We start from the raw sequence: 19,344 nt of genomic DNA on the forward strand, positions 1-19,344 counted from the left end.
TCTCGGGCGAACCCACGAGGAGAGGAGACGGCGCGCATGAGGCGTATCCGATGACGTCGACCCTCAAGAAGCTGCCGAAGCGGTTCCTTCCGGCGCTGGCTCTGGCTTTCGCGATTGGGCTGCTGGCCTCAAACGCCGGTTACGCCCGCGATTCATGCGGTGAATTCTCCGCTTGCCCTGTCGAGGGGGGCGATTACCGCGTTCATGTGCCCGCCGACTGGGATGGCGAGAGCCAAATTCCGGCGCTCGTCTATTTCCACGGCTGGAAGGGATCGGCCGACAGCGTGATGTGGAACGAAGGGCTGACGAAGGCCGCCGACGATCTCGGCGTGCTGCTGGTCGCTCCGAACGGTCAGGGCAAGAGCTGGTCGTTTCCGGGATCGCCTTCCCACCATCGCGATGAGATCGCCTTCGTGGCGCACGTACTCGACGATGTCGAGGCGCGCTACCCGATCGCCCCCGACCGAACCGTTGCGGCCGGGTTCTCAATGGGCGCCTCGATGGCTTGGTTCACGGCCTGCTATCTCGGCGATCGCTTTGACGGCTTCATTCCTGTCGCCGGCGCCTATTGGAACCCGATCCCGACCGATTGCCCGTCGCCGGTGCCGAACCTGATCCAGATCCACGGTACTAGCGACACGGTCGTTCCGATGGAGGGCCGGCCGATCGGCGACAGCTCTCGCCAATCCGACGTCATGGAAAGCCTTACGACCTGGCGCAAGCGGGCCGGCTGTGCGGCGCAGCCTTTGCCGGCCGAACTCGGAGATCTCGCTTGCGAGCGCTGGCAGAGTTGCGGCGGCAAGCGGCTGGAGCTTTGCACCCATAGCGGTGGCCACGAAATCGAGCCGGGCTGGATCGAGGACGCCTATCGGGCGCTTCAGGCTTCGCACTGACTTCGGCTTGTGCGGAGGGTCGCCGTGTGCGATCTCCAGACAATTGTTTCCCACCAAGGATTGGCCATGACACCCCCCGAGCAGGAGGCTTCCGCAACGTCCGCTCCGACCGGCGCGCTCGCCGATTTGAAGGTCATCGACTTGAGCCGGATCCTCGCCGGCCCGACTGCTGGCCAGCTTCTGGGCGATCTCGGCGCCGACGTGATCAAGGTGGAGCGACCGGGTGTCGGCGATGACACCCGTGGCTGGGGGCCGCCCTTCTTGAAGGATCAATCGGGAACCGACACGCGCGAAAGCGCTTACTATCTCTGCGCCAATCGCAACAAGCGTTCCATTGCGATCGATCTCTCCACCAGCCGAGGCCAGGAGATCGTGCAGCGCCTGGTGGCGGATGCCGACATCGTACTGGAGAACTACAAGGTCGGTCAGCTCGCCCGCTACGGGCTCGACTATCAAAGCCTGTCGGCGATCAATCCGCGCCTGATCTATTGCTCCGTCACCGGCTTCGGCCAGACCGGACCGTTCGCGGCCGGGGCGGGCTATGATTTCATGGTGCAGGGGATGGCCGGTACCATGAGCGTGACCGGGTTTCCGGACGACGAGGGTGGACGCCCGACCAAGGTCGGCGTTGCCATGGCGGACGTGATGACCGGCATGTATGCGGCGAATGCGGTGCTGGCGGCCGTTCATGCCCGCACGCTCACCGGGCGCGGCCAACATATCGATCTCGCGCTGTTCGATTCCCAGATCGCCGCGTTGATCAACCAGGGTCTGGCTTACCTGACCGACGGACGTGTCCCCGGCCGGCTCGGTAACGCGCATCCGACCATCGTGCCCTATCAGACCTTTCCGGCCAGCGACGGCGACTTCATTCTCGCCGTCGGCAATGACGGTCAGTTTCGCAAGTTCTGTGCTGTCGCGGGGCGCGAGGAGCTTGCCGACGATCCGCGCTTCGCCACCAACACGGCACGAGTGACCAACCGGAGCGAGCTGATCCCGATCATCGAGGCCATGACTCGCACCCGCATTCGCCAGGCATGGATCGATGATCTGAAGGCCGTCGGTGTGCCGTGCGGATCGATCAACGATGTCTCGGAGGTGTTTTCCCATCCCCAGGCGATCCATCGCGGCGCCCGGGTGACGATGCCACATCCGACCTCCGCCACCGGTTCGGTGGATCTGATCGGCAATCCGATCAAGTTCAGCGACACGCCGGTGAGCTACCGTTACGCACCGCCCCGGCTCGGCGAACATACCCGCGATGTCCTTACCGAAGCGCTTGGGCTTTCCGACGTGGAAATCGATGGGCTCGCCGAAGCCGGTATCGTCGGGCTCGGCACATGACGACCGGCGCGGAACTGATTGCCGCCAAGCTTGCCGCCATCGGTTGCCGCTCGGCCTTCGGAATTCCGGGGGGCGAAGTGCTTGCCCTTGTCGATGCGCTCGATCGGGCCGGCGTCCGGTTCGTCCTGACCAAGCATGAAACGCCCGCCGGCTTCTTCGCCGAAGGCGGCTGGCATGCGACAGGGGTACCCGGCATCCTCGTCGCCACCTTGGGGCCGGGGTTGGCCAATGCGGTCAATGCGATTGCCAATGCACATCAGGACCGTGTTCCGCTGATTGTCCTCACCGGCTGTGTCGATCAGGCCGACGCCGACACCTACACCCATCAGGTCTTCGATCATCGCGCGCTGCTTGCGCCAATCGTCAAGGCGAGCTTCCGGGCGGCACCGGGCAGCCTGAACGCCGTGATGGACAAGGCGTTGGTGGCGCTGTCGGATGGCCAGCCTGGACCGGTTCACATCGATGTGCCGATCGGCGTGGCAGAAGGCGAAACCGGCGAAGTCGCGGGGCCGGCGCCTGTGTTGCCGGCGCCAGCGATGCCGGCGCCGGGACCGGATCTGGATACCGCACGCGCCTGGCTCGCCGCCAGCCGCAGGCCGCTCGCGATTGCCGGCGTGGACGCCGTCAACGAAGAAGCGGGGCCCGAGATTGCCGCCTTTTGCCGCCGGTTCGGCGTTCCGCTGATCACCAGCTACAAAGGCAAGGGTCTCATCGACGAGACTGATCCGCTGGCGCTCGGCGGGGCAGGGCTTTCGCCTAAAGCCGACCACCTTTTGAAGCCGCTCCTCGACGTTTCCGATTTGATCCTGCTTCTCGGATACGATCCGATCGAAATGCGGATCGGTTGGCGCAATCCGTGGCGCGCGGATAAGCATGTGATCGAGATTGCCCCGGTCGTGCGCGACCATGGCATGCATTCGGTCTCGCTGCTTCTAAAGGGGGCGATCGCACCGACGCTCGATACGCTGATGGCCTCCGTCGCGCCGCGTCCGGTCTGGCCGGAGGGCGAGCCCGCCGCCGTGCGCACTTCTCTGGGCGAAGCGTTCGCGCCGGGTTCGGATTGGGGGCCGGCGCAAGTCTTTGCGACCGTTCGCGATGGTCTGCCGAAAGAGGCCGTGATCACGGCCGATTCCGGCGCCCATCGTATTCTGCTCAGCCAGATGTGGACGGCGCACCATCCGCGCACGCTGCTGCAGTCTTCGGCGTTGTGCACGATGGGCTGTGCCGTGCCGCTGGCTGCCGGCTACAAGCTTGCCCACCCGAACGCACCAGTGGTCGCCTTTGTCGGCGATGCCGGGCTTGAGATGAATCTCGGCGAACTCGCCACGATCCGCGATCTCGGCTTGGCGCTCACCATTGTCGTGCTCGTCGACGAAAGCCTGGCACTGATCGAGCTGAAACAGCGGGCGCAACAGCGCCCGTCCGTTGGCGTGGAATTCGGTGGCACGGACTTTCCTGCGGTAGCGGAGGCACTCGGCGGGGTGGGCCGCTGGGTCGACGACGCCGAAACCTTGGCATCCCAACTCGATGAGGCGCTGGGCCGCGACGGCTTTACGATCCTGGCCGCTCGGATCGATCGGCGCGCCTATGACGGCGCCTTCTGATCGGATGTCGCTCTTCAGCTCGCCGTGCCAACGCTCTCTTGGGCTGCAATGCGCGCGGTATGGCGGGCAATCATCATCTCTTCATTGGTCGGGATGACGTAGACCTGCACCGGGGAGGTGTCCGTCGAGACGCGCATCTCTTTGGCGTAGTTGCGCTCATCGTCGATCGAGATCCCGAGCCATTCCTCATCGTGCAGGATACGGTGGCGCAAATTGGCGGCGTTCTCGCCGATGCCCCCCGTTAGCACCACGGCGTCGAGACCGCGCAGGCTGGCCGCCATCGCGCCGAGCTCGCGGCGCACCCGGAACACAAAATAATCCAGCGCGCGGGCGGCGTTGGGGTCGTCGCTTTCTTCCAGATCCCGGACGTCGTTGGAGATGCCGGACAGGCCCTTCAAGCCGGATTCATTGTAGAGCAGCTTGGTCAGCTCCTCCGTCGTCATGCCTTTTTCGCCAATCAGGTAGAGCAGCACGCCGGGATCGATCTGGCCGCAGCGCGTGCCCATAGGCAGGCCGTCCAGCGCCGTGAAGCCCATGGTGGAGGCGATCGAAACCCCGTCCCGGATCGCGCACATGGAGGCGCCGTTGCCGAGGTGCGCCACCACAAGCTTGTGGCTGTCGTCAGCCAGCCCCAACTCTGCAATCCGCGAGACGATGTACTCGTAGGACAGGCCGTGGAAGCCGTAGCGGCGCACGCCGGCTTCATAGAACTGGTTCGGTAGCGCGAAGGTATCGTTCACCCAGGGATGCTTGCGGTGGAAGCTTGTGTCGAAACAGGCCACCTGGAGGGCGTGGGGAAACGCGGCGCGCGCGGCTGCGACGCCGGAAAGATTGTGCGGCTGATGCAGCGGCGCCAGCGGATTGAGCGCTTTCAGCCGGTCCAAAACGGTGTCGTCCAGTCGCACGGAGTCTTTGAAGTCCGGGCCGCCATGCACGATCCGATGGCCGACCGCTGTCACCTGCTGGTCGGGATGGCGCTCCTGCAACAAGGCAAGAATGCTTTTGAGGGCGGCGGCGTGGTCCGCTGGCCCGGTCCCATCCGGATAGGTCTGGTCGACGACTTTTTCGCTGCCTTCGCGGGCGACGAGACGCGGATGAACACCCAGCCCGTCGATCTGGCCGCGGATGACTTCCGTTGCCGCGGCCATGGTGAAAAGGGAGAACTTGATGCTCGACGAGCCGGCGTTGATGGTCAGGATCAGGTCGGTCACGGCGAACGCCCTTTCTTTTCTTAGGTCGTGGCGGGAGTGCGCGTCTTGGCCCAGTGGTCGTAGAGCAGGGCGAGGGCAGCGGATGCGGCCCGCGCACGGTCATCGTCGGCTCGGCTGGTGAGCATGATGGGAACCGTCGCGCCGATGACCAGGCCGGCCGATTCCGCGCCGCCCAGGAAGGTCAGGCCCTTCAGCAGGATGTTCCCAGCCTCTATGGACGGAACGACGAGGACCTCGGCCTTGCCGGCAACCGGCGAGGACAGCCCCTTGGTGGCAGCCGCCTGAGGGTCGATTGCGTTGTCCATCGCGAACGGGCCGTCGACCAGGCCACCCTTGATCTGGCCGCGATCGGCCATCTTGGCCAAGATGGCGGCGTCCATGCTGGACGGGATCCCCGGACTGACCGTTTCGACCGCGGACAAGACAGCCACTTTCGGAATGTCGATGCCGAGGGCGAGGGCGAGTTCGATCGCGTTCTGGATGATATCGGCCTTGGTGGCGAGATCCGGCGCGATGTTGATGGCGGCATCGGTGACCAGGAGCGGCCTCGGATGGTTCGGCAGATCAGCCACGAAAACGTGCGAGATCCGGCGCCCGGTGCGAAGCCCGCCTTCGCGCGCCACCACCGGATGCAGGAAGACATCGGTATGCAGATGGCCCTTCATCAGGCAGCGCACGCGCCGGTCGTGGACCAGCTTGACCGCCATTGCGGCCGCCTGACTGTCGCCGGTGCAATCGACGAGTTCAAATTCGGAAATGCTGCGCCCGAGTTCGTCCGCCGTCCGCTGAATCTCCTCCGCACAGCCGACGAGAACGGGTTCGATCAGCTTGCGATCGTACGCTTCCAGTGCGCCGCCGAGCGAGGCTGCCTCATTGGGACAGACGACGGCGGTTGGAACCGGTTCCACCGCTTCGGCGCGCCCTTCGAATACCTGAAAATGAATCCGGTCGCCGGCCGTCTTTTGGGAGAATGCGGGTTCGACCATAGCGCGCTCCGTGGATCGAATGCGGGAAGACGTGGCGATATCGCAGAGGGTGGCCTGAGCTCGTCCATCGCTGAGAGCCTGCCGGGACGGTTGCGCCCCGCCAGGCTATAGCGAGAGGCGGTGACGATTGTGCAACGCACACTCGGCGTTGTCACGAGTAGCGTCCCGCCTGACGGATCGGATCAGGATAGCCCGGCCTTGGCGCGGACATCGGCACTGAGCGCGCGGCCGCCTTTGGCGATCAGGCCAGCGTCGGTGCCGCACGCCACGAACCGCATGCCCTTTTCCAGCCAGTTCACCGACAGGTCGACGTCGGTCACCAGAATGCCGGACGGCTTGCCGGCTGCTTGAACCGCCTGGCATCCGCGCTCGATCGCGGCCGTCAAATCCGGGTGACCAAGTTGGCCGAACAGGCCCATGTCCGCCGACAGATCGGCCGGGCCGAAGAACACCCCGGTGACGCCGTCGACAGCGGCGATCTCGTCCACACGCTCAAGCGCCGACATGGTCTCGATCTGAACCAGAATGGCGAGTTCGTCCTCGATGCGCGCGGCATAATCGCTCGCCAGTCCGAATTTGTTGCCGCGATGGGTCAGCGCCACGCCGCGGGTTCCGCGAGGCGGATAGCGGCAGGAGCGCACGGCAGCTTCGGCTTCTTCGGGCGTCTGTACCATCGGGAACAGAAGCGAAAAGCAGCCGATGTCCAGGAGCCGCTTCACCATCACCGGTTCGTTCCAGGGCGGGCGGACCACCGGCGTGGTGCCGCTGGCGGTGTAGGCTTGAAGCTGCGACAGCACGCTCGCCGGGTCGTTCGGCGCGTGCTCCATGTCGATCAACACCCAGTCGAAGCCGGCCGTGGCGAGAATCTCGGCGGCGATGTTGGAGCACAGCGAACTCCAAACCCCGATCTGGGGCGTGTCGGAGGTGATCGCGGCCTTGAAGCGGTTGGTTTCGATCTGCATCCCCCAGTCCTCCCTGTTTGGATTGAATGAAATGGTTGTTGGCGTGCGAGAGCTCGGCTCTGGTCAGCTCGCGACCAGATGCGGTCCGAGCTGGTCGAGCGAGGTGACGCCGAGAAGGGCGAGGGTGCGCGCCAGGTCGTCGGCGACTTGGTCCACCGCAAGCGCCAGCCCCTTGCCGCCAGAGGCACCGATCGCCATCAGCGGCAGACGGCCCATCAGCGCGAAATCCGCTCCACGTGCGATCGCCTTGGCGACGTGCTCGCCCGAGCGCACACCGCTGTCGATCAACACCGGAAAGTCCGGCCCCACCGCCGCCCGGATCGCGGGCAGGGCATCGATCGAGGCAATTGCGCTGTTGAGCTGCCGTCCGCCGTGGGTTGAAACCACGACGCCGTCGGCGCCCATCTCCTTCGACCGTGCCGCGACTTGCGGCGACAGGATACCTTTGACGACGAGCTTGCGCGGCCAACGTTTGCGCAACCGCTCCAGCACCGCCCAGTCCAGGCGGCCGGAGCTCTGGGTCGCCATGAAGGCAGCTAGCTGGCCTGCCGTCGCGGCCGGGTCCGCATAGCGCTCCAGATTGGCAAGCCGCGGTGCACCGGATCGCGCGAGCGCGGCGCACCAGGACGGGCGCCGGGCAAGGTCGACGGCAAGGCGCAACGAAGGCTGCAGCGGCAGCTTGAGGCCATTGCGTATATCGCGTAGACGCCGACCGGGGACCGGGACGTCGACAGTCACGAACAAGACGTCGACGCCGAGCTGATCGACCCGGTCGACGATGTCGTCGGCGACGGCCTCGTCGCGGGCGACATAGAGTTGGAACCAGGAGTGTCCGCCGGAGGCTCGGCTGATGTCCTCGATGGTGGTCGTCGCCGCCGTCGATAGGATGTGTGGGATGTTGCGTTCGACCGCCGTCTTGGCCAGCAGCATGTCCGTGCCGGGCCAGATCAACCCCGTCAGGCCGAGCGGCGCGAAGCCAAACGGCTGGGCGAACCGATGGCCGAACAGCTCGCAGGAGGTGTCGACCTGGTCCACGTTGACCAGGCTCTCCGGGATCAGCCGTATGCGTTCGAAGGCTGCGACCGATTCTACGAGGCCGGCTTCGGTGCCCGACCCGCCGTCGAGATAGTCGAAGGCCAGGCGCGGCACGCGGCGGCGCGCAACGCGGCGAAAGTCGTCGTAGCAGGTCAGATCCATGCGCCGGGCCTCACGCGCCTTGGTCGTCGAACAGATTGACCAGGGCCGAGATATCGTCGTCGAGAGACATGCCGCCGCGCTCCGCCACGCTGCGATAGAGATCGATGGTGTGGCTGGACGTCGGGGTGATGGCTCCCGCGTCCGCTGCCGCCTCCGCCGCCATCAAGAGATCCTTCAACATCACGCCGATGCCGCCGAGTTTGGGTTCGACCGTGTGGGTCGCCATGCGGGGGCCGAAGATCTGCAGGGGCGTGGAGTCGGCAAAGCCGCCTTTTAACGCGGCGGCGAGATGCGTGACGTCGACGCCCGCCTTACGGCCGAACGCGATGGTTTCGGCAATCACCATCATGTTGTTGGCGACGATCATCTGGTTGCAGAGCTTGGCGAGCTGGCCGGCACCGGAAGGGCCCAGATGGGTCAACCGGGCGGATACAAGGTCGATCAGCGGGTGGGCGCGGGCGATATGCTCCTCGGCGCCGCCGGCCAGCACGATCAGGCTCGCGGCTTCTGCCGCCGGCACGCCGCCCGAAACGGGGGCGTCGATCCATCCAATCCCATGCTCTGCCATCTCGGCCGCGATCGCGCGGGCTTGGTCGGGCGCAATGGTGGAGAAGTCGACGATGACCTTGCCGGCCTTGCCCTTGGCGTGCACGAAGCCGTTTGGGCCAAGGGCAAGCTCGCGCACGGCGGCACCGTCCAGCACACACACCCCGACCAGGTCCGCGGCATCGAGAAGGGCTGCCGGCGTCTCGGCTCGTGCGGCGCCTTCGGCCACTAGCGGGTCCGCTCGGCTTGCGGTTCGGTTCCAGACGGTCGTCGGACCGGCGGCCAGCAGGTGGCGAGCCATCGGCACCCCCATCACCCCGAGGCCGGCGAAGCCGAAGCGAAGATCGTTTCCGGTCATTGTCGTTGAATCACTCTGGAGTTGGTGGTGTCGTTCGACGTGACGGCGCAGGAATGCGATCGTTTCGATGCAACGCGAACCGAACCCATCCCCACTCTCGCCGTGCCCCGCTAAAGAACCGGGAAGTCGTTGCCGACGCAAGGGGCAGCGACGCCGCTCAAACGTTCGCGAGCGCTTGGCTGGGGGTGTCGACGATCACCATGTTGCGTCCACGCTTTTTCGCGCCGTAAAGGGCGCGATCTGCGCCGGACAGGCATTTCGACATCGAGCGGTATCGATCGGCACTGGCGCTGACACCCAGGCTGACCGTGAAGCGAACCTCGCGACCCTCCGCCAAGATCGTCGTTTCGGCAACGCGCTTGCGGATGCGCTCTGCCACACGACCGCCTGTTTCGCTGCTGGTGTAGGGCAGAAGCAGACCGAACTCCTCGCCTCCAGTGCGGGCGACAATGTCGGAGTGGCGGGATTCGGCAAGCATGATCTCGGCAAGACGCTGAATGACGATGTCGCCGACCGGATGGCCGAATTGGTCGTTGATCGATTTGAAGGTATCGATATCGACCAGAACGATGGTGAAGTTCTCGCCATATCGTTCCCACCGGTTCCACTCCCGGGAAAGCTGGAGCGAAAAGGCGCGGCGATTTGCCAGTCCGCTGAGCTCATCGACATAGGCGAGTTCGCGCACCCTTGTTTCGGCGAGGATGCGGCGCTGTTGTTCCAACATCACCGCGCCGAGAAAGATCACGCCGAGGACGCGGACCGCGACGACGGGAAGTCCGGTGTGTTCCAGAATGTCCAATGCGAATGGGATCGGGAGGACGAGCAGGCTCGCTGTGGTGAAGGCGGTCATGCCAGCAAGACACGCGACGTGCCAGTAGCGCACCTGATCGATCCGGCGGCCGACCCAATAGTAGCCCGTCAGCCCGATCACCATGGACAGGATGATCGCGAGAGTGCCGGCCAACGTGCCGACGCCGCCCAGCAGGATCCGGCACGCAACGGCGATTAGTGTTGAAATCGTAGCGGCGACCGGACCGCCGAAGAAGCTTGCGAGCACGACCATCGTGGTGCGTGAGTCGGCAAACACTCCTGGCTGGATCTCGATCGGATCCAGCATCGACAACACCGCGCCGAGGCCGAAGACCAGGCCGAGCGTCGTGGCGGCCGCAAGCCCGTTCAGACGTTGAAGAAACAGCCCATAGGCAATCGCCAGGAAGGCGAGCATGCCTGCGTTCCGAAAAAGGGCGAGTGTGAAATCAAGCACGCACGCCCCCAAGCCTCTGCCAAAGGATCGGAGATCCGGCAGGGCCGGCTTTTATGTACAAATTGTTATAGATGGCGCGTATTTTTTGCTGAGGGCGCAATTATTTGCGATTCCGCTTCTCGTCTTGGGTCGAGGGGGCAAGAAACACGCGGGGCTTCTGTTGTCGAGCGCGCGCCACGCGTCATGAACAAGCTTGTTGGATCTGGCTATGAGAAGGTTGATCCAGGCCGGTGGCAATCGATCGCGGCTAAAGCGCGCTTGTCAAACCTTCAATATTGAAGGTTGCGGCGTCGATCCGGTGGGGTCAGGCACGTGCCGAAGACGAATCCAATAGGCGTTCGGGAGCCGTCGCGCGCATGTGATGTTCGCGCCTTCCGGCACCGTTATAGTATGTCTGGCGGCGGCGAATACACGACCGGTGGCCGACCACCAATTGCGGGTCCGATCCAGGCGTAGGCATGTCCTGGAAGCGGTGGGAGAGCGGAATGCGAATGGAAATGGCAGGGATCGCGATCGCAGTGGCGTTCGGTCTCGCAAGCAGCGTGGCCAGCGCCAACACGCTCTATGAGATCGATCAGATCCGAAAGGCGACGCCGTCCTGCAACGCGAATCCGAATGCCCAATGGGTCGGTCGCGTGTCCGGCTCGGTCGAAGACGACACCACGGACCAAATCATCCCGGTTTCGTTCGTCGGCTGTTTCACGAGCGAAGCTGAGTGCAACCGCTGGAAGGAAAAGACCAGCGGCTTCATTACCGGTCCGATTATTCAGTATACCTGCAATCGGCGCTCATAGTCCGCGCAATTGGGGGAAACCGAGCGGCCTGCGGACGTCTCTCGATCGAGAAGCTTGGAGCTTGACGCGAGAGCCGGGGCGGTCTGGTTTTCGATTAGGTCATGGACTCATAAATGCGAATGTTCCGGCGCCTGAAACGGCAAAGAGATGCCAGGAGAGCCGCGAAGGGCGGGGTCTTTCCCCCGTCCGAGCGGGTCGACGAAGCAGGTCGAAACCGTTTCGGCGTCCGAAGGAGCGGGTCGATTTGCCCGACTGCTGCGTCGCAAAATCTTGAAAACCGGCCGGGTTTCCTGCGCTCTTGCTCCTGGCATTCGACCAAATCGCCTCCGCCCGGACCGTGCGGATTTATGAGTTCATGACCTAGAGCGCTTCCAGGTCAAATGGAAACCGGTGGCCGTCCGGAAACGCGCCGAAACACGCACTTAAGACCCGCTCCGTAAGTCCGAGAAATGCGGAACGGCTCCATGAGCTAGACCGCCAAATATTGTTCGCGCAGTTCGGCGTTGTCGAGCACTTCGCGTGCCGAGCCGTCGAATACGACCTGGCCCATATCGAGGATCAGTGCCCGATCGGCCAGATGGAGGGCGGCGATGGCGTTCTGCTCCACGATGATGGTCGTGAGCCCGATCGACTTGATCTGTTCCAGCGTGCGTTCGATTTCCTGGACGATGACCGGGGCGAGGCCTTCATAGGGCTCGTCGAGCAGGAACAATGTGACGTCGCGCGCTAGCGCCCGGGCGACGGCCAGCATCTGCTGCTCACCGCCCGACAGCGTCACGCCCTCCTGGCGGCGGCGCTCGCCGAGCCGGGGGAAGAGCTCGAAGATGCGCTCCTTCGGCCAACCGATCGGCGGCGCGATCTGGGCGAGATCGATATTCTCCTCCACCGTCAGGCCAGCGATGATCCGCCGATCTTCCGGAACCAAGGCGATGCCACGCCGCGAGGCCTCGTGCGCCCGCATTTTGTGAACGGGGGTGTCTTCCAGCCAGATCTCGCCCTGTTTCAGGTCCGGCGTACCGACCCGCGCGATGGTGCGCAGGGTCGACGTCTTGCCCGCGCCGTTGCGGCCGAGGAGGGCGAGGATGTCGCCCCGATTCAGTTGGAACGACACGCCTTGCACGATGTAGCTCTCGCCGTAATAGGCGTGAATGTCGCGGACATTCAGGAAGTTCGTGCTGGCCGTTGGTGCGCCGTCCGGGCGGGTCAGAGTCTCTGTCGCGTTCACAGGTGGGCTCCTCCCAGATAGGCTTCCTGAACCTTCGGGTTGCCTTTGATGTTCTCCGGCTTGTCCTCGACGATCACGGCGCCCTGGGCCATCACGGTGACGTAGTGAGCGAGCGAAAACACGACGTGCATGTCGTGTTCGATGACCACCATGGTCTGGTTGCGCCGCTCGCTGATTTCTTTCAGGAGGTCGATGGTCCGGTTGGTGTCGTGGCGGGCCATGCCGGCGGTCGGCTCGTCGAGCAGCAACAGCTTCGGGTCCTGGATCAGGCACATGGCGAGCTCCAGTCGGCGCTTGTCGCCGCGGCTCAGGCTGTTGGCGACGATGTCGGCTTTCTCCGCCAGGCCGACATCGGCAAGCCCCGCCAGCGCCTTGTCGCGAACCTCGTTCTCGTGATCGAGCCGGGTCCAGGTGTTGAGGCGGAAGGTGCCGTCGCGGTGCGCCAGAGCCGGGATCATGACGTTGTCGATCAGCGTCAGCTCGCCGAAGATTTCCGGCGTCTGAAACACTCGGCTGACGCCGACCTGGTTGATCTCGTAGGGCCTCACCCCCACCAGCGAACGGCCGTTGAAGGTAACCGTGCCGGAATCGGGGATCAGTCGGCCGATCAGGCAGTTGAGCAGCGTCGACTTGCCCGCCCCGTTGGGCCCGATGATGGCGTGCACGGAGCCCTCGTTGACCGAGAGGGTGATGTGGTTCAGCGCTTTCAGGCCGCCGAACGCCTTGTTGACGTCATTGACTTCGAGAAGACCCATTCCCGTCGCTCCCTCAGCGCGTCGCCGTTTGTGGACGGTCCTGGGCCGACACGTGTCGGTCCTCGGTGCGTCTTCGCCCGAACAGGAGTTTTCCGAGCCGCCTGAGCCCTTCGATGATGCCGCCGGGAAGGAAGATCACGATGATCATGAACATCAGGCCGAGGGTGAGGTGCCAGCCATCGCCGACGAACAGCCCGGACACGGACACGGCCGCTTCGCGAACGGAGTCCGGCAAGAAGGCATAAACCTGCTCCAGCGCCCGGTCGTTGAAGGACGAGAAGATATTCTCGAAATATTTGATCAGCGCTGCGCCCAGCATCGGCCCCATCAAGGTGCCGGCGCCGCCGAGGATGGTCATCAGGACGACTTCGCCCGACGCCGTCCACTGCATGCGCTCCGCACCCGCCAGCGGGTCGGTGACGCACATCAACGCCCCGGCAAGCCCGGCATACATGCCGGAGATCACGAAGGCGGCAAGCGCATAGGGGCGGGTGTTAAGGCCGGTGTAGCCAAGCCGGTTCTGGTTCGTCTTCACCGCCCTGAGCATCAGGCCGAACGGCGAGCGGAAGATCATGATCGCAAGCCAGGAGACCAGGATCAGAATGACGGCGCAGAAATAAAATCCCGCCATGCCGGTCATGTCGATGCCGAACAGTTTCGCCACCAACGGGCCGGTCGCTTCGGCTGAGCCGTCGAAGATGCGCGGATCGGAGCGCAGGACGCGCAAACCGGTCTCGCCATTGGTGATCGGGGTCAGCACCGAATAGGCGAGGTTGTAGCACATCTGCGCGAAGGCGAGCGTCAGGATCGAGAAGTAGATGCCCGTCCGCCGGAGCGACAGGAAGCCGATGACGAGGGCGAACACGCCCGCGACCACCACCGCGAGGATCACCGCCGGGATCGGGTTCATGCCCAGGAGCTTGAAGCTCCAAACGGCGGTGTAGGAGCCGACACCCAGAAATGCGGCGTGGCCGAAGGAGAGGTAGCCGGTGAGGCCGAACAGGATGTTGAAGCCGGTCGCGAAGATGCCGAAGATCGCGAACTTCTGCATCAGGTCCGGATAGGCGGCACCGAACGGCTGCAGCCAGATCGGCATCGTCACGACGGCGACGGTGAAAATGGCGATCAGGACGAGATCGCTTTGCAGAGTGTCCTTGTCGAAGAAGCCCATCTGGTCAGCCCTCCATCACGCCCTTGCGGCCCATCAGACCGCGCGGCCGGACCAGGAGGATCACAACGGCCACGAGATAAATGATGATCTGGTCGATGCCGGGGAAAATCGATTTCACCTCGTTCATGGAGGCGAACGACTGCAGGATGCCGAGCAGGAAGCCTGCGAGAACCGCGCCGCTGAGCGAGCCCATGCCGCCGACCACGACCACGACGAAGGACAGCACGAGGAAGTCCATGCCCATGTGGTAGTCGGGGGGCAGGATCGGCGTGTACATCACGCCCGCCAGGCCGGCGACGACGGCGGCGATCCCGAACATGATCGTAAAGCGCTTGCCGATGTCGATGCCGAGAAGCCCGACGGTTTCGCGGTCCGCCATGCCGGCGCGCACGACCATGCCGAAGGTGGTGAACTGCAGGAACGCGAACACCGCGCCGATCACGAGCAGCGAAAACAAGAGATAGACCAGCCGCCACCAGGGATAGGAGATGGCGTTCGGCGGAAACCCGAGTGCCACTCCGAGGTCGGCGGAACCGGCGACCATGTCCGGAGCGGGGATCGGGATCGGATTGGCGCCGAACCAGACCTTGATGATTTCCTGAAGCACCACCGCAAGGCCGAAGGTGACGAGGATCTGCTCCGCGTGGGGTCGGCGATAGAAATGCTTGATCAGTCCGCGCTCCATCACGATGCCGATGACGAGCATCACGGGGATCGCGAGCAGGATCGAAAGCGGGACCGCGAAGTTCAGGAGCGCGCCGCCCGCGTCGCCCAGCCACGCCTCGATATAAGGCTGGCGGATCTCCATCGGGGTGCCCCAGGGCGTGAGCTGCGTCGGGTCTTGCGTCACCTTCTCCAGGTGCAGGACCTGGTAGAACGCGACCGCGCAGAACGCGCCGAGCATGAACAAGGCGCCGTGCGCGAAGTTCACGACGCCGAGGGTGCCGAAGATAAGGGTGAGGCCAAGCGCGATCAGGGCGTAAGCGCCGCCCTTGTCGAGGCCGTTGAGGATCTGCAGGAGAATCTGGTCCATGTGACCTGTGCTCCGCGCCGGCGCTTGATGCAGACGTCCACCCGGACAAACTGGGGATGGTTCGCCGGGTGGACGCGCAACGCGCAGCGTCCGGCTGCGCTGTAATCGGCCCGTCCGGGGGGATGGCGAACGGGCCGAACCAAGGGGCTGAGGCAGTCCCGGGGGCGTCAGGCGCCCGGGTTGCAGCTTCCAAGCTCGCCGCCGAAGATCGACGGCTCGTACCACACCTGATCGACCGGCACTTCCTCGACGACTTCGAGCAGGTCGTACTGGTTGGTCGGGTTCTCGTTGCCCTTCACGACCAGCACTTTCTTGAAGCATTGATGGTCGGCGGCACGATAAAGCGTCGGACCGTTGCCCATGCCGTCGAACTCGAAGCCTTCCAGCTCCTTGATCACTGCGCACGGGTTGAAGGTTCCGGCCCGTTCGGCGGCGTCGGCATAAAGCAGCGTCTGCACGTAGCAGGTCTGGGCAGCCTGGCTCGGCGGCTGGCCGTATTTCTGGCCGAACGATTTCACGAACGCCTCGGTGCCGGGGTTCTTCAGCTTCCAGTCCCAGTTGGCGGAGCCGTAGATGCCCTTCACCGCTTCGCCGGCGCCCTGGGCCATCAGCTCGGAATAGAGCGGCACCACGATCTCGAAATTCTTGCCGTTGGCCTGCTTTTCCTTAAGGCCGAACTGAACCGCCTGGGTGAGCGAGTTCACCATGTCCTTGCCGTAGTGATTCAGGATCAGGACGTCGGCCCCGGAATTGAGGACCGGGGTGATGTATTGCGAGAAGTCGCCGGCGCCGAGCGGGGTGCGGACCGTGGCCACCGTCTCCCACCCGATATTCTCGGTGGAGTTCTTGATCGATTCCTCCTGAGTCCAGCCCCAGGTGTAGTCGGCGGTCAAGTGGTAGGCACGGCGATCCTTGCCGTAGGCCTTCTCCAGCACCGGAGCGAGTGCGGCGCCGGACATGTAGGCGTTGAAGAAGTGGCGGAAGCCATTCGCCCGCTTGTCCTTGCCGGTAGTGTCGTTGGAGTGGGTCAGGCCGGCCATGAAGATCACGCCGGTCTCCTGGCAGAGCGACTGCACCGCGATGGCGACGCCGGAGGACGAGCCACCGGTAATCATGATCGCGCCGTCCTTCTCGATCATTCGCTTGGCGGATGCGCGAGCGGCGTCGGATTTGGTCTGGGTGTCGCCGGTGACGTATTCGACCTTCTTGCCGAGGACACCGTTCCCCTTCAGTGCGGTCGGTTTCATAGTGTTGAGCATTCCGCCGTCGCCCTCGCCATTGAGGTGCTCGACGGCGAGCTGGTAGGCCCGCAGCTCGTCCGCGCCTTCGTCTGCGTAGGGACCGGTCTGCGGCACGTTGAAGCCCAGCGTGACCGTCGATCCCGTGGGGGCGTTCAGATAGTCCGCGGCGGATGCGCGGCGAATGAACAACTGGGGGGTGGCAATCGCCGTGCCGGCCAGAACGGCACCGCTCTTCAGGACCGTCCGACGGGACGTCCCGGTCTTCAGAATGCTCATGGTTTCCTCCCGGATCTTGTTTGAGCGGACTACAACCAGCTCGAGCGATCCGCTCTCCCAAATGGCTACGCCATGGGCTGTGCAACCGGCAATGGCGAAGCGGGGGACTTGCAAAGTTCTGTAAATTCCGGTCGCATGGCCGTGAATGGCTGTTAAGAACTTTACAAACGGCCAAACGAGCCCGAACGGGCCGATAACGGGGAGGTTGAGTGGTGGTCCGCGTTCCGATCGGACAGCGCATTCGCGAACGCCGGCGCGCGGCCGGATTGGCGCAGGCGGAACTGGCCGCCGAGGTCGATATTTCGCCGGCCTATTTGAGCCTTATCGAGCACGACAAACGCTATATCGGCGGCAAGCTTCTGCGGCGGATCGCCGACGCCCTCGACCTCGATCTGGACTATCTGACCGCCGACCACGACAGCCGCCTGGTGGAAGCGCTGATGGAGCTTGCGCGGGCGCTCGGGCACGAGGAACTCGACGCCGATACTGCGGCCGGGCTGGTCGGTCGTTATCCGGATTGGGCGCGTGCTTTCATCCGCATGCACCGCAGCCTGCAGGATGCCACCGAGACGGCCCTTGCTCTGTCGGAGCGCTTGAGCCGCGATCCAGAGTTGATGGCGCTCAGCCACCAGATGTTGACCCAGATTACCTCGGTGCGCTCCTTTTCGGAGATCCTGGCCGAGCACGAGGATCTCGAAGCCGCCGAGCGGCGGCGCTTCGCCGGCATCATCGCCAGCGAGAGCGATGCGCTGACCTCCAGTGCCCGCGCGGTGATCGACACGCTGGAGCACTCCGGCGATACGTTGCGCCCGAGTTCGCCGGCGCGCGAAGTCGACGACTTCATCATCGACAACCGCAACCATTTTCCGCCGATCGAAGAGGCGGCCACGGCGCTTCGCTCCGAGATTAGCGGCGGGCGCTTGTTGTCCGCCGACGCGCTGGCGGAACGGTTGGCGGAGTGCCACGGCATTGAAGTGAGCTCCGCGACAGGGGACGCGGGCGGCGAGCCGGCTGCGCGCCGGCTCTGTCTGGCGGAAGGGGCACCGGTCACGACGGTGCGGTTTCGTCTCGCGCAACGGCTGTGCGAACTGGAAATCGGCCCGGCCTTCGATGAGCTCGTCGCCACGGCGAAATTTTCCAGCGCCGAAGCTCGCCTCAGGGCCAAGCGCGCGCTGGCTCGCTATGCGGCGGGGGCGCTGCTGTTTCCCTACGCGCCGTTCTACGAAGCCGCGGAGGATTTACGCTACGATCTCGACGGACTCGGCGCCCGCTTCGGGGCGAGCTTCGAGCAGGCCGCTCATCGGCTGGTGACGCTCAGAGCGCCGGGTGCGGAGGGCGTCCCGTTCGCCTTTTTGCGCACCGATCCGGCCGGCAACATCTCCAAGCGCTTCTCCATTCCCGGCCTCAGAATGCCGGAATTCGGCGGCGCCTGTCCCCGTTGGGCGATCTATTCGGCGCTGACGAGCCCCGACCAGGTGGTGAGTCAATTCGCTGCCATGCCGGACGGTGCGCGCTTTCTCTTTATCGCGCGACGTGTGACAAAGGTTGCAACCGCTCACGGCCGCCCTCAAACGGTGTTTTCGGTCATGCTCGGCTGCGAGGCGCACCATGCCGATCGGGTTGTCTACGGCGACGCCTATGCCTCGCGTCGCGACAGCCTGATCGCACGCGTTGGCTTCGAATGCCGGTCCTGTCGTCGCGAGGGCTGCGAGCAGCGGGCGCATCCGCCGGTTTTCCGGCAAGCCTTGCGCGAAATCAACGTGGCGGAGGCCGGGGACGCCGACAGTCACGCACAACAACAAAACACCAGTGGGGAGGCACATGCAGCCAATGGCGGAGATTGATCCGGGACATCTTGAAAAGGGAGGTCCACCCCGTGTCCTGATCGCCGAAGACGAGCCCTTTATCGTCGAATCGCTGACATTTCTTTTGGAACGCCAGGGCTACCGGGTGGAGTCCGTGCGCGACGGCGCGATCGCGCTCGATCGCCTCGCCGCCGCCCCGCCGGATTTGTTGATTCTGGACACGATGATCCCGAGCGAGAACGGCTTCGACGTGCTCCGGCGTTTGCGCCAGATGCCGCACGGGGCAGGGGTTCCGGTCCTGGTGCTGACGGCCAAGGGGCAGGACACCGATCGCAAGCAGATGATCGATCTGGGAGCGGACGATTTCGTGACCAAGCCGTTTTCCAACCAGGATCTGATCGGGCGGGTGCGTCGGCTCGTCGGCGGAGGCGCGGATGCGGAGTGATGGCGTCTCCGACTTGAAGTGGGCGTTGCCGGCGGCGCTGGTCATCCTGTTGATGCCGCCGGTCCTGCTCCTGTTCGACCGCCCCATGCTGATCGGCGGAATCCCCTTGCTCCACGCCTACCTGTTCCTGGTCTGGCTCGTCTTCATTGGCGCCACCGCGTGGCTTGCGCGCAGGCTCTTCCGGGACGAGGAGAGCGCAAAAGCGCCACCCTGGGATGGCAACTGAGGCGCAGC

Annotated in this window: 18 protein-coding genes; 7 read left to right on the forward strand and 11 right to left on the reverse strand. The window is 64.4% G+C overall.

The window, feature by feature from the left end:
- Positions 1–50 precede the first annotated feature (50 nt).
- The 3 genes from HNS03_RS14755 to HNS03_RS14765 all read left to right on the forward strand — a co-directional run bounded on the left by HNS03_RS14755 (position 51) and on the right by HNS03_RS14765 (position 3,841).
- A complete protein-coding gene (locus HNS03_RS14755; protein WP_367196273.1) occupies positions 51–893 on the forward strand; it encodes a PHB depolymerase family esterase in 843 nt (280 codons plus the stop codon).
- A gap of 66 nt (positions 894–959) precedes the next feature.
- Positions 960–2,237, forward strand: coding sequence for a CaiB/BaiF CoA transferase family protein (locus HNS03_RS14760; RefSeq protein WP_367196274.1), 1,278 nt, complete (start codon positions 960–962; stop codon positions 2,235–2,237).
- Entirely contained in the window at positions 2,234–3,841 is a 1,608-nt protein-coding gene (locus HNS03_RS14765; RefSeq protein ID WP_367196275.1) for a thiamine pyrophosphate-binding protein, read from the forward strand. Before HNS03_RS14760 ends, HNS03_RS14765 begins: the two co-directional genes overlap by 4 nt.
- Before the next feature lie 14 nt (positions 3,842–3,855).
- Here HNS03_RS14765 and HNS03_RS14770 read toward each other — a convergent pair whose 3' ends face one another.
- The 6 genes from HNS03_RS14770 to HNS03_RS14795 form a co-directional block, all read right to left on the reverse strand.
- Entirely contained in the window at positions 3,856–5,052 is a 1,197-nt protein-coding gene (locus tag HNS03_RS14770; protein WP_367196276.1) for an acetate/propionate family kinase, read from the reverse strand.
- A 20-nt stretch (positions 5,053–5,072) separates the two neighbouring features.
- Positions 5,073–6,038, reverse strand: a complete 966-nt coding sequence (locus tag HNS03_RS14775; protein ID WP_367196277.1) for a bifunctional enoyl-CoA hydratase/phosphate acetyltransferase — start codon at positions 6,036–6,038, stop codon at positions 5,073–5,075.
- Positions 6,039–6,220: 182 nt separating this feature from the next.
- Positions 6,221–7,000, reverse strand: coding sequence for an HpcH/HpaI aldolase/citrate lyase family protein (locus tag HNS03_RS14780; RefSeq protein ID WP_367196278.1), 780 nt, complete (start codon positions 6,998–7,000; stop codon positions 6,221–6,223).
- A gap of 63 nt (positions 7,001–7,063) precedes the next feature.
- The gene (locus tag HNS03_RS14785; protein ID WP_367196279.1) at positions 7,064–8,197 is read right to left on the reverse strand and encodes an alpha-hydroxy acid oxidase; all 1,134 of its coding nucleotides are present in this window, start codon (positions 8,195–8,197) and stop codon (positions 7,064–7,066) included.
- A gap of 10 nt (positions 8,198–8,207) precedes the next feature.
- A complete protein-coding gene (locus HNS03_RS14790; protein ID WP_367196280.1) occupies positions 8,208–9,101 on the reverse strand; it encodes an NAD(P)-dependent oxidoreductase in 894 nt (297 codons plus the stop codon).
- Positions 9,102–9,258: 157 nt separating this feature from the next.
- A complete protein-coding gene (locus tag HNS03_RS14795) occupies positions 9,259–10,326 on the reverse strand; it encodes a GGDEF domain-containing protein (RefSeq protein ID WP_367196281.1) in 1,068 nt (355 codons plus the stop codon).
- 524 nt (positions 10,327–10,850) lie between these two features.
- Here HNS03_RS14795 and HNS03_RS14800 point away from each other — a divergent pair.
- Positions 10,851–11,159: a hypothetical protein gene (locus tag HNS03_RS14800; RefSeq protein WP_367196282.1), complete on the forward strand. Its 309-nt coding sequence runs from the start codon at positions 10,851–10,853 to the stop codon at positions 11,157–11,159.
- Between the two features lie 469 nt (positions 11,160–11,628).
- Here the strand turns inward: HNS03_RS14800 and HNS03_RS14805 are convergent, their stop codons facing one another.
- The 5 genes from HNS03_RS14805 to HNS03_RS14825 form a co-directional block, all read right to left on the reverse strand.
- The gene (locus HNS03_RS14805) at positions 11,629–12,366 is read right to left on the reverse strand and encodes an ABC transporter ATP-binding protein (protein ID WP_367196416.1); all 738 of its coding nucleotides are present in this window, start codon (positions 12,364–12,366) and stop codon (positions 11,629–11,631) included.
- Between the two features lie 14 nt (positions 12,367–12,380).
- On the reverse strand, positions 12,381–13,139 hold the full coding sequence (locus HNS03_RS14810) for an ABC transporter ATP-binding protein (RefSeq protein WP_367196283.1): 759 nt from the start codon (positions 13,137–13,139) through the stop codon (positions 12,381–12,383).
- Positions 13,140–13,152: 13 nt separating this feature from the next.
- Positions 13,153–14,235: a branched-chain amino acid ABC transporter permease gene (locus HNS03_RS14815; protein WP_367196417.1), complete on the reverse strand. Its 1,083-nt coding sequence runs from the start codon at positions 14,233–14,235 to the stop codon at positions 13,153–13,155.
- Positions 14,236–14,314: 79 nt separating this feature from the next.
- Positions 14,315–15,343, reverse strand: coding sequence for a branched-chain amino acid ABC transporter permease (locus tag HNS03_RS14820; protein ID WP_367196284.1), 1,029 nt, complete (start codon positions 15,341–15,343; stop codon positions 14,315–14,317).
- Between the two features lie 167 nt (positions 15,344–15,510).
- The gene (locus HNS03_RS14825) at positions 15,511–16,860 is read right to left on the reverse strand and encodes a substrate-binding protein (protein WP_367196285.1); all 1,350 of its coding nucleotides are present in this window, start codon (positions 16,858–16,860) and stop codon (positions 15,511–15,513) included.
- A 212-nt stretch (positions 16,861–17,072) separates the two neighbouring features.
- Here HNS03_RS14825 and HNS03_RS14830 point away from each other — a divergent pair, with 212 nt between their 5' ends.
- From HNS03_RS14830 to HNS03_RS14840, 3 genes are read left to right on the forward strand one after another with little or no spacing between them, the layout of a single operon-like run.
- A complete protein-coding gene (locus HNS03_RS14830; RefSeq protein WP_367196286.1) occupies positions 17,073–18,704 on the forward strand; it encodes a helix-turn-helix domain-containing protein in 1,632 nt (543 codons plus the stop codon).
- Positions 18,691–19,110 (forward strand): response regulator transcription factor, encoded by a 420-nt coding sequence (locus tag HNS03_RS14835; RefSeq protein WP_367196287.1) that lies wholly within the window; start codon positions 18,691–18,693, stop codon positions 19,108–19,110. Before HNS03_RS14830 ends, HNS03_RS14835 begins: the two co-directional genes overlap by 14 nt.
- Positions 19,100–19,336 (forward strand): hypothetical protein, encoded by a 237-nt coding sequence (locus HNS03_RS14840; RefSeq protein WP_367196288.1) that lies wholly within the window; start codon positions 19,100–19,102, stop codon positions 19,334–19,336. The genes HNS03_RS14835 and HNS03_RS14840 overlap by 11 nt, the downstream gene beginning before the upstream one ends.
- Positions 19,337–19,344: the final 8 nt, after the last annotated feature.

It is taken from the genome of Amorphus sp. 3PC139-8 (genome assembly GCF_040750475.1).
GTDB lineage: Bacteria > Pseudomonadota > Alphaproteobacteria > Rhizobiales > Amorphaceae > Amorphus.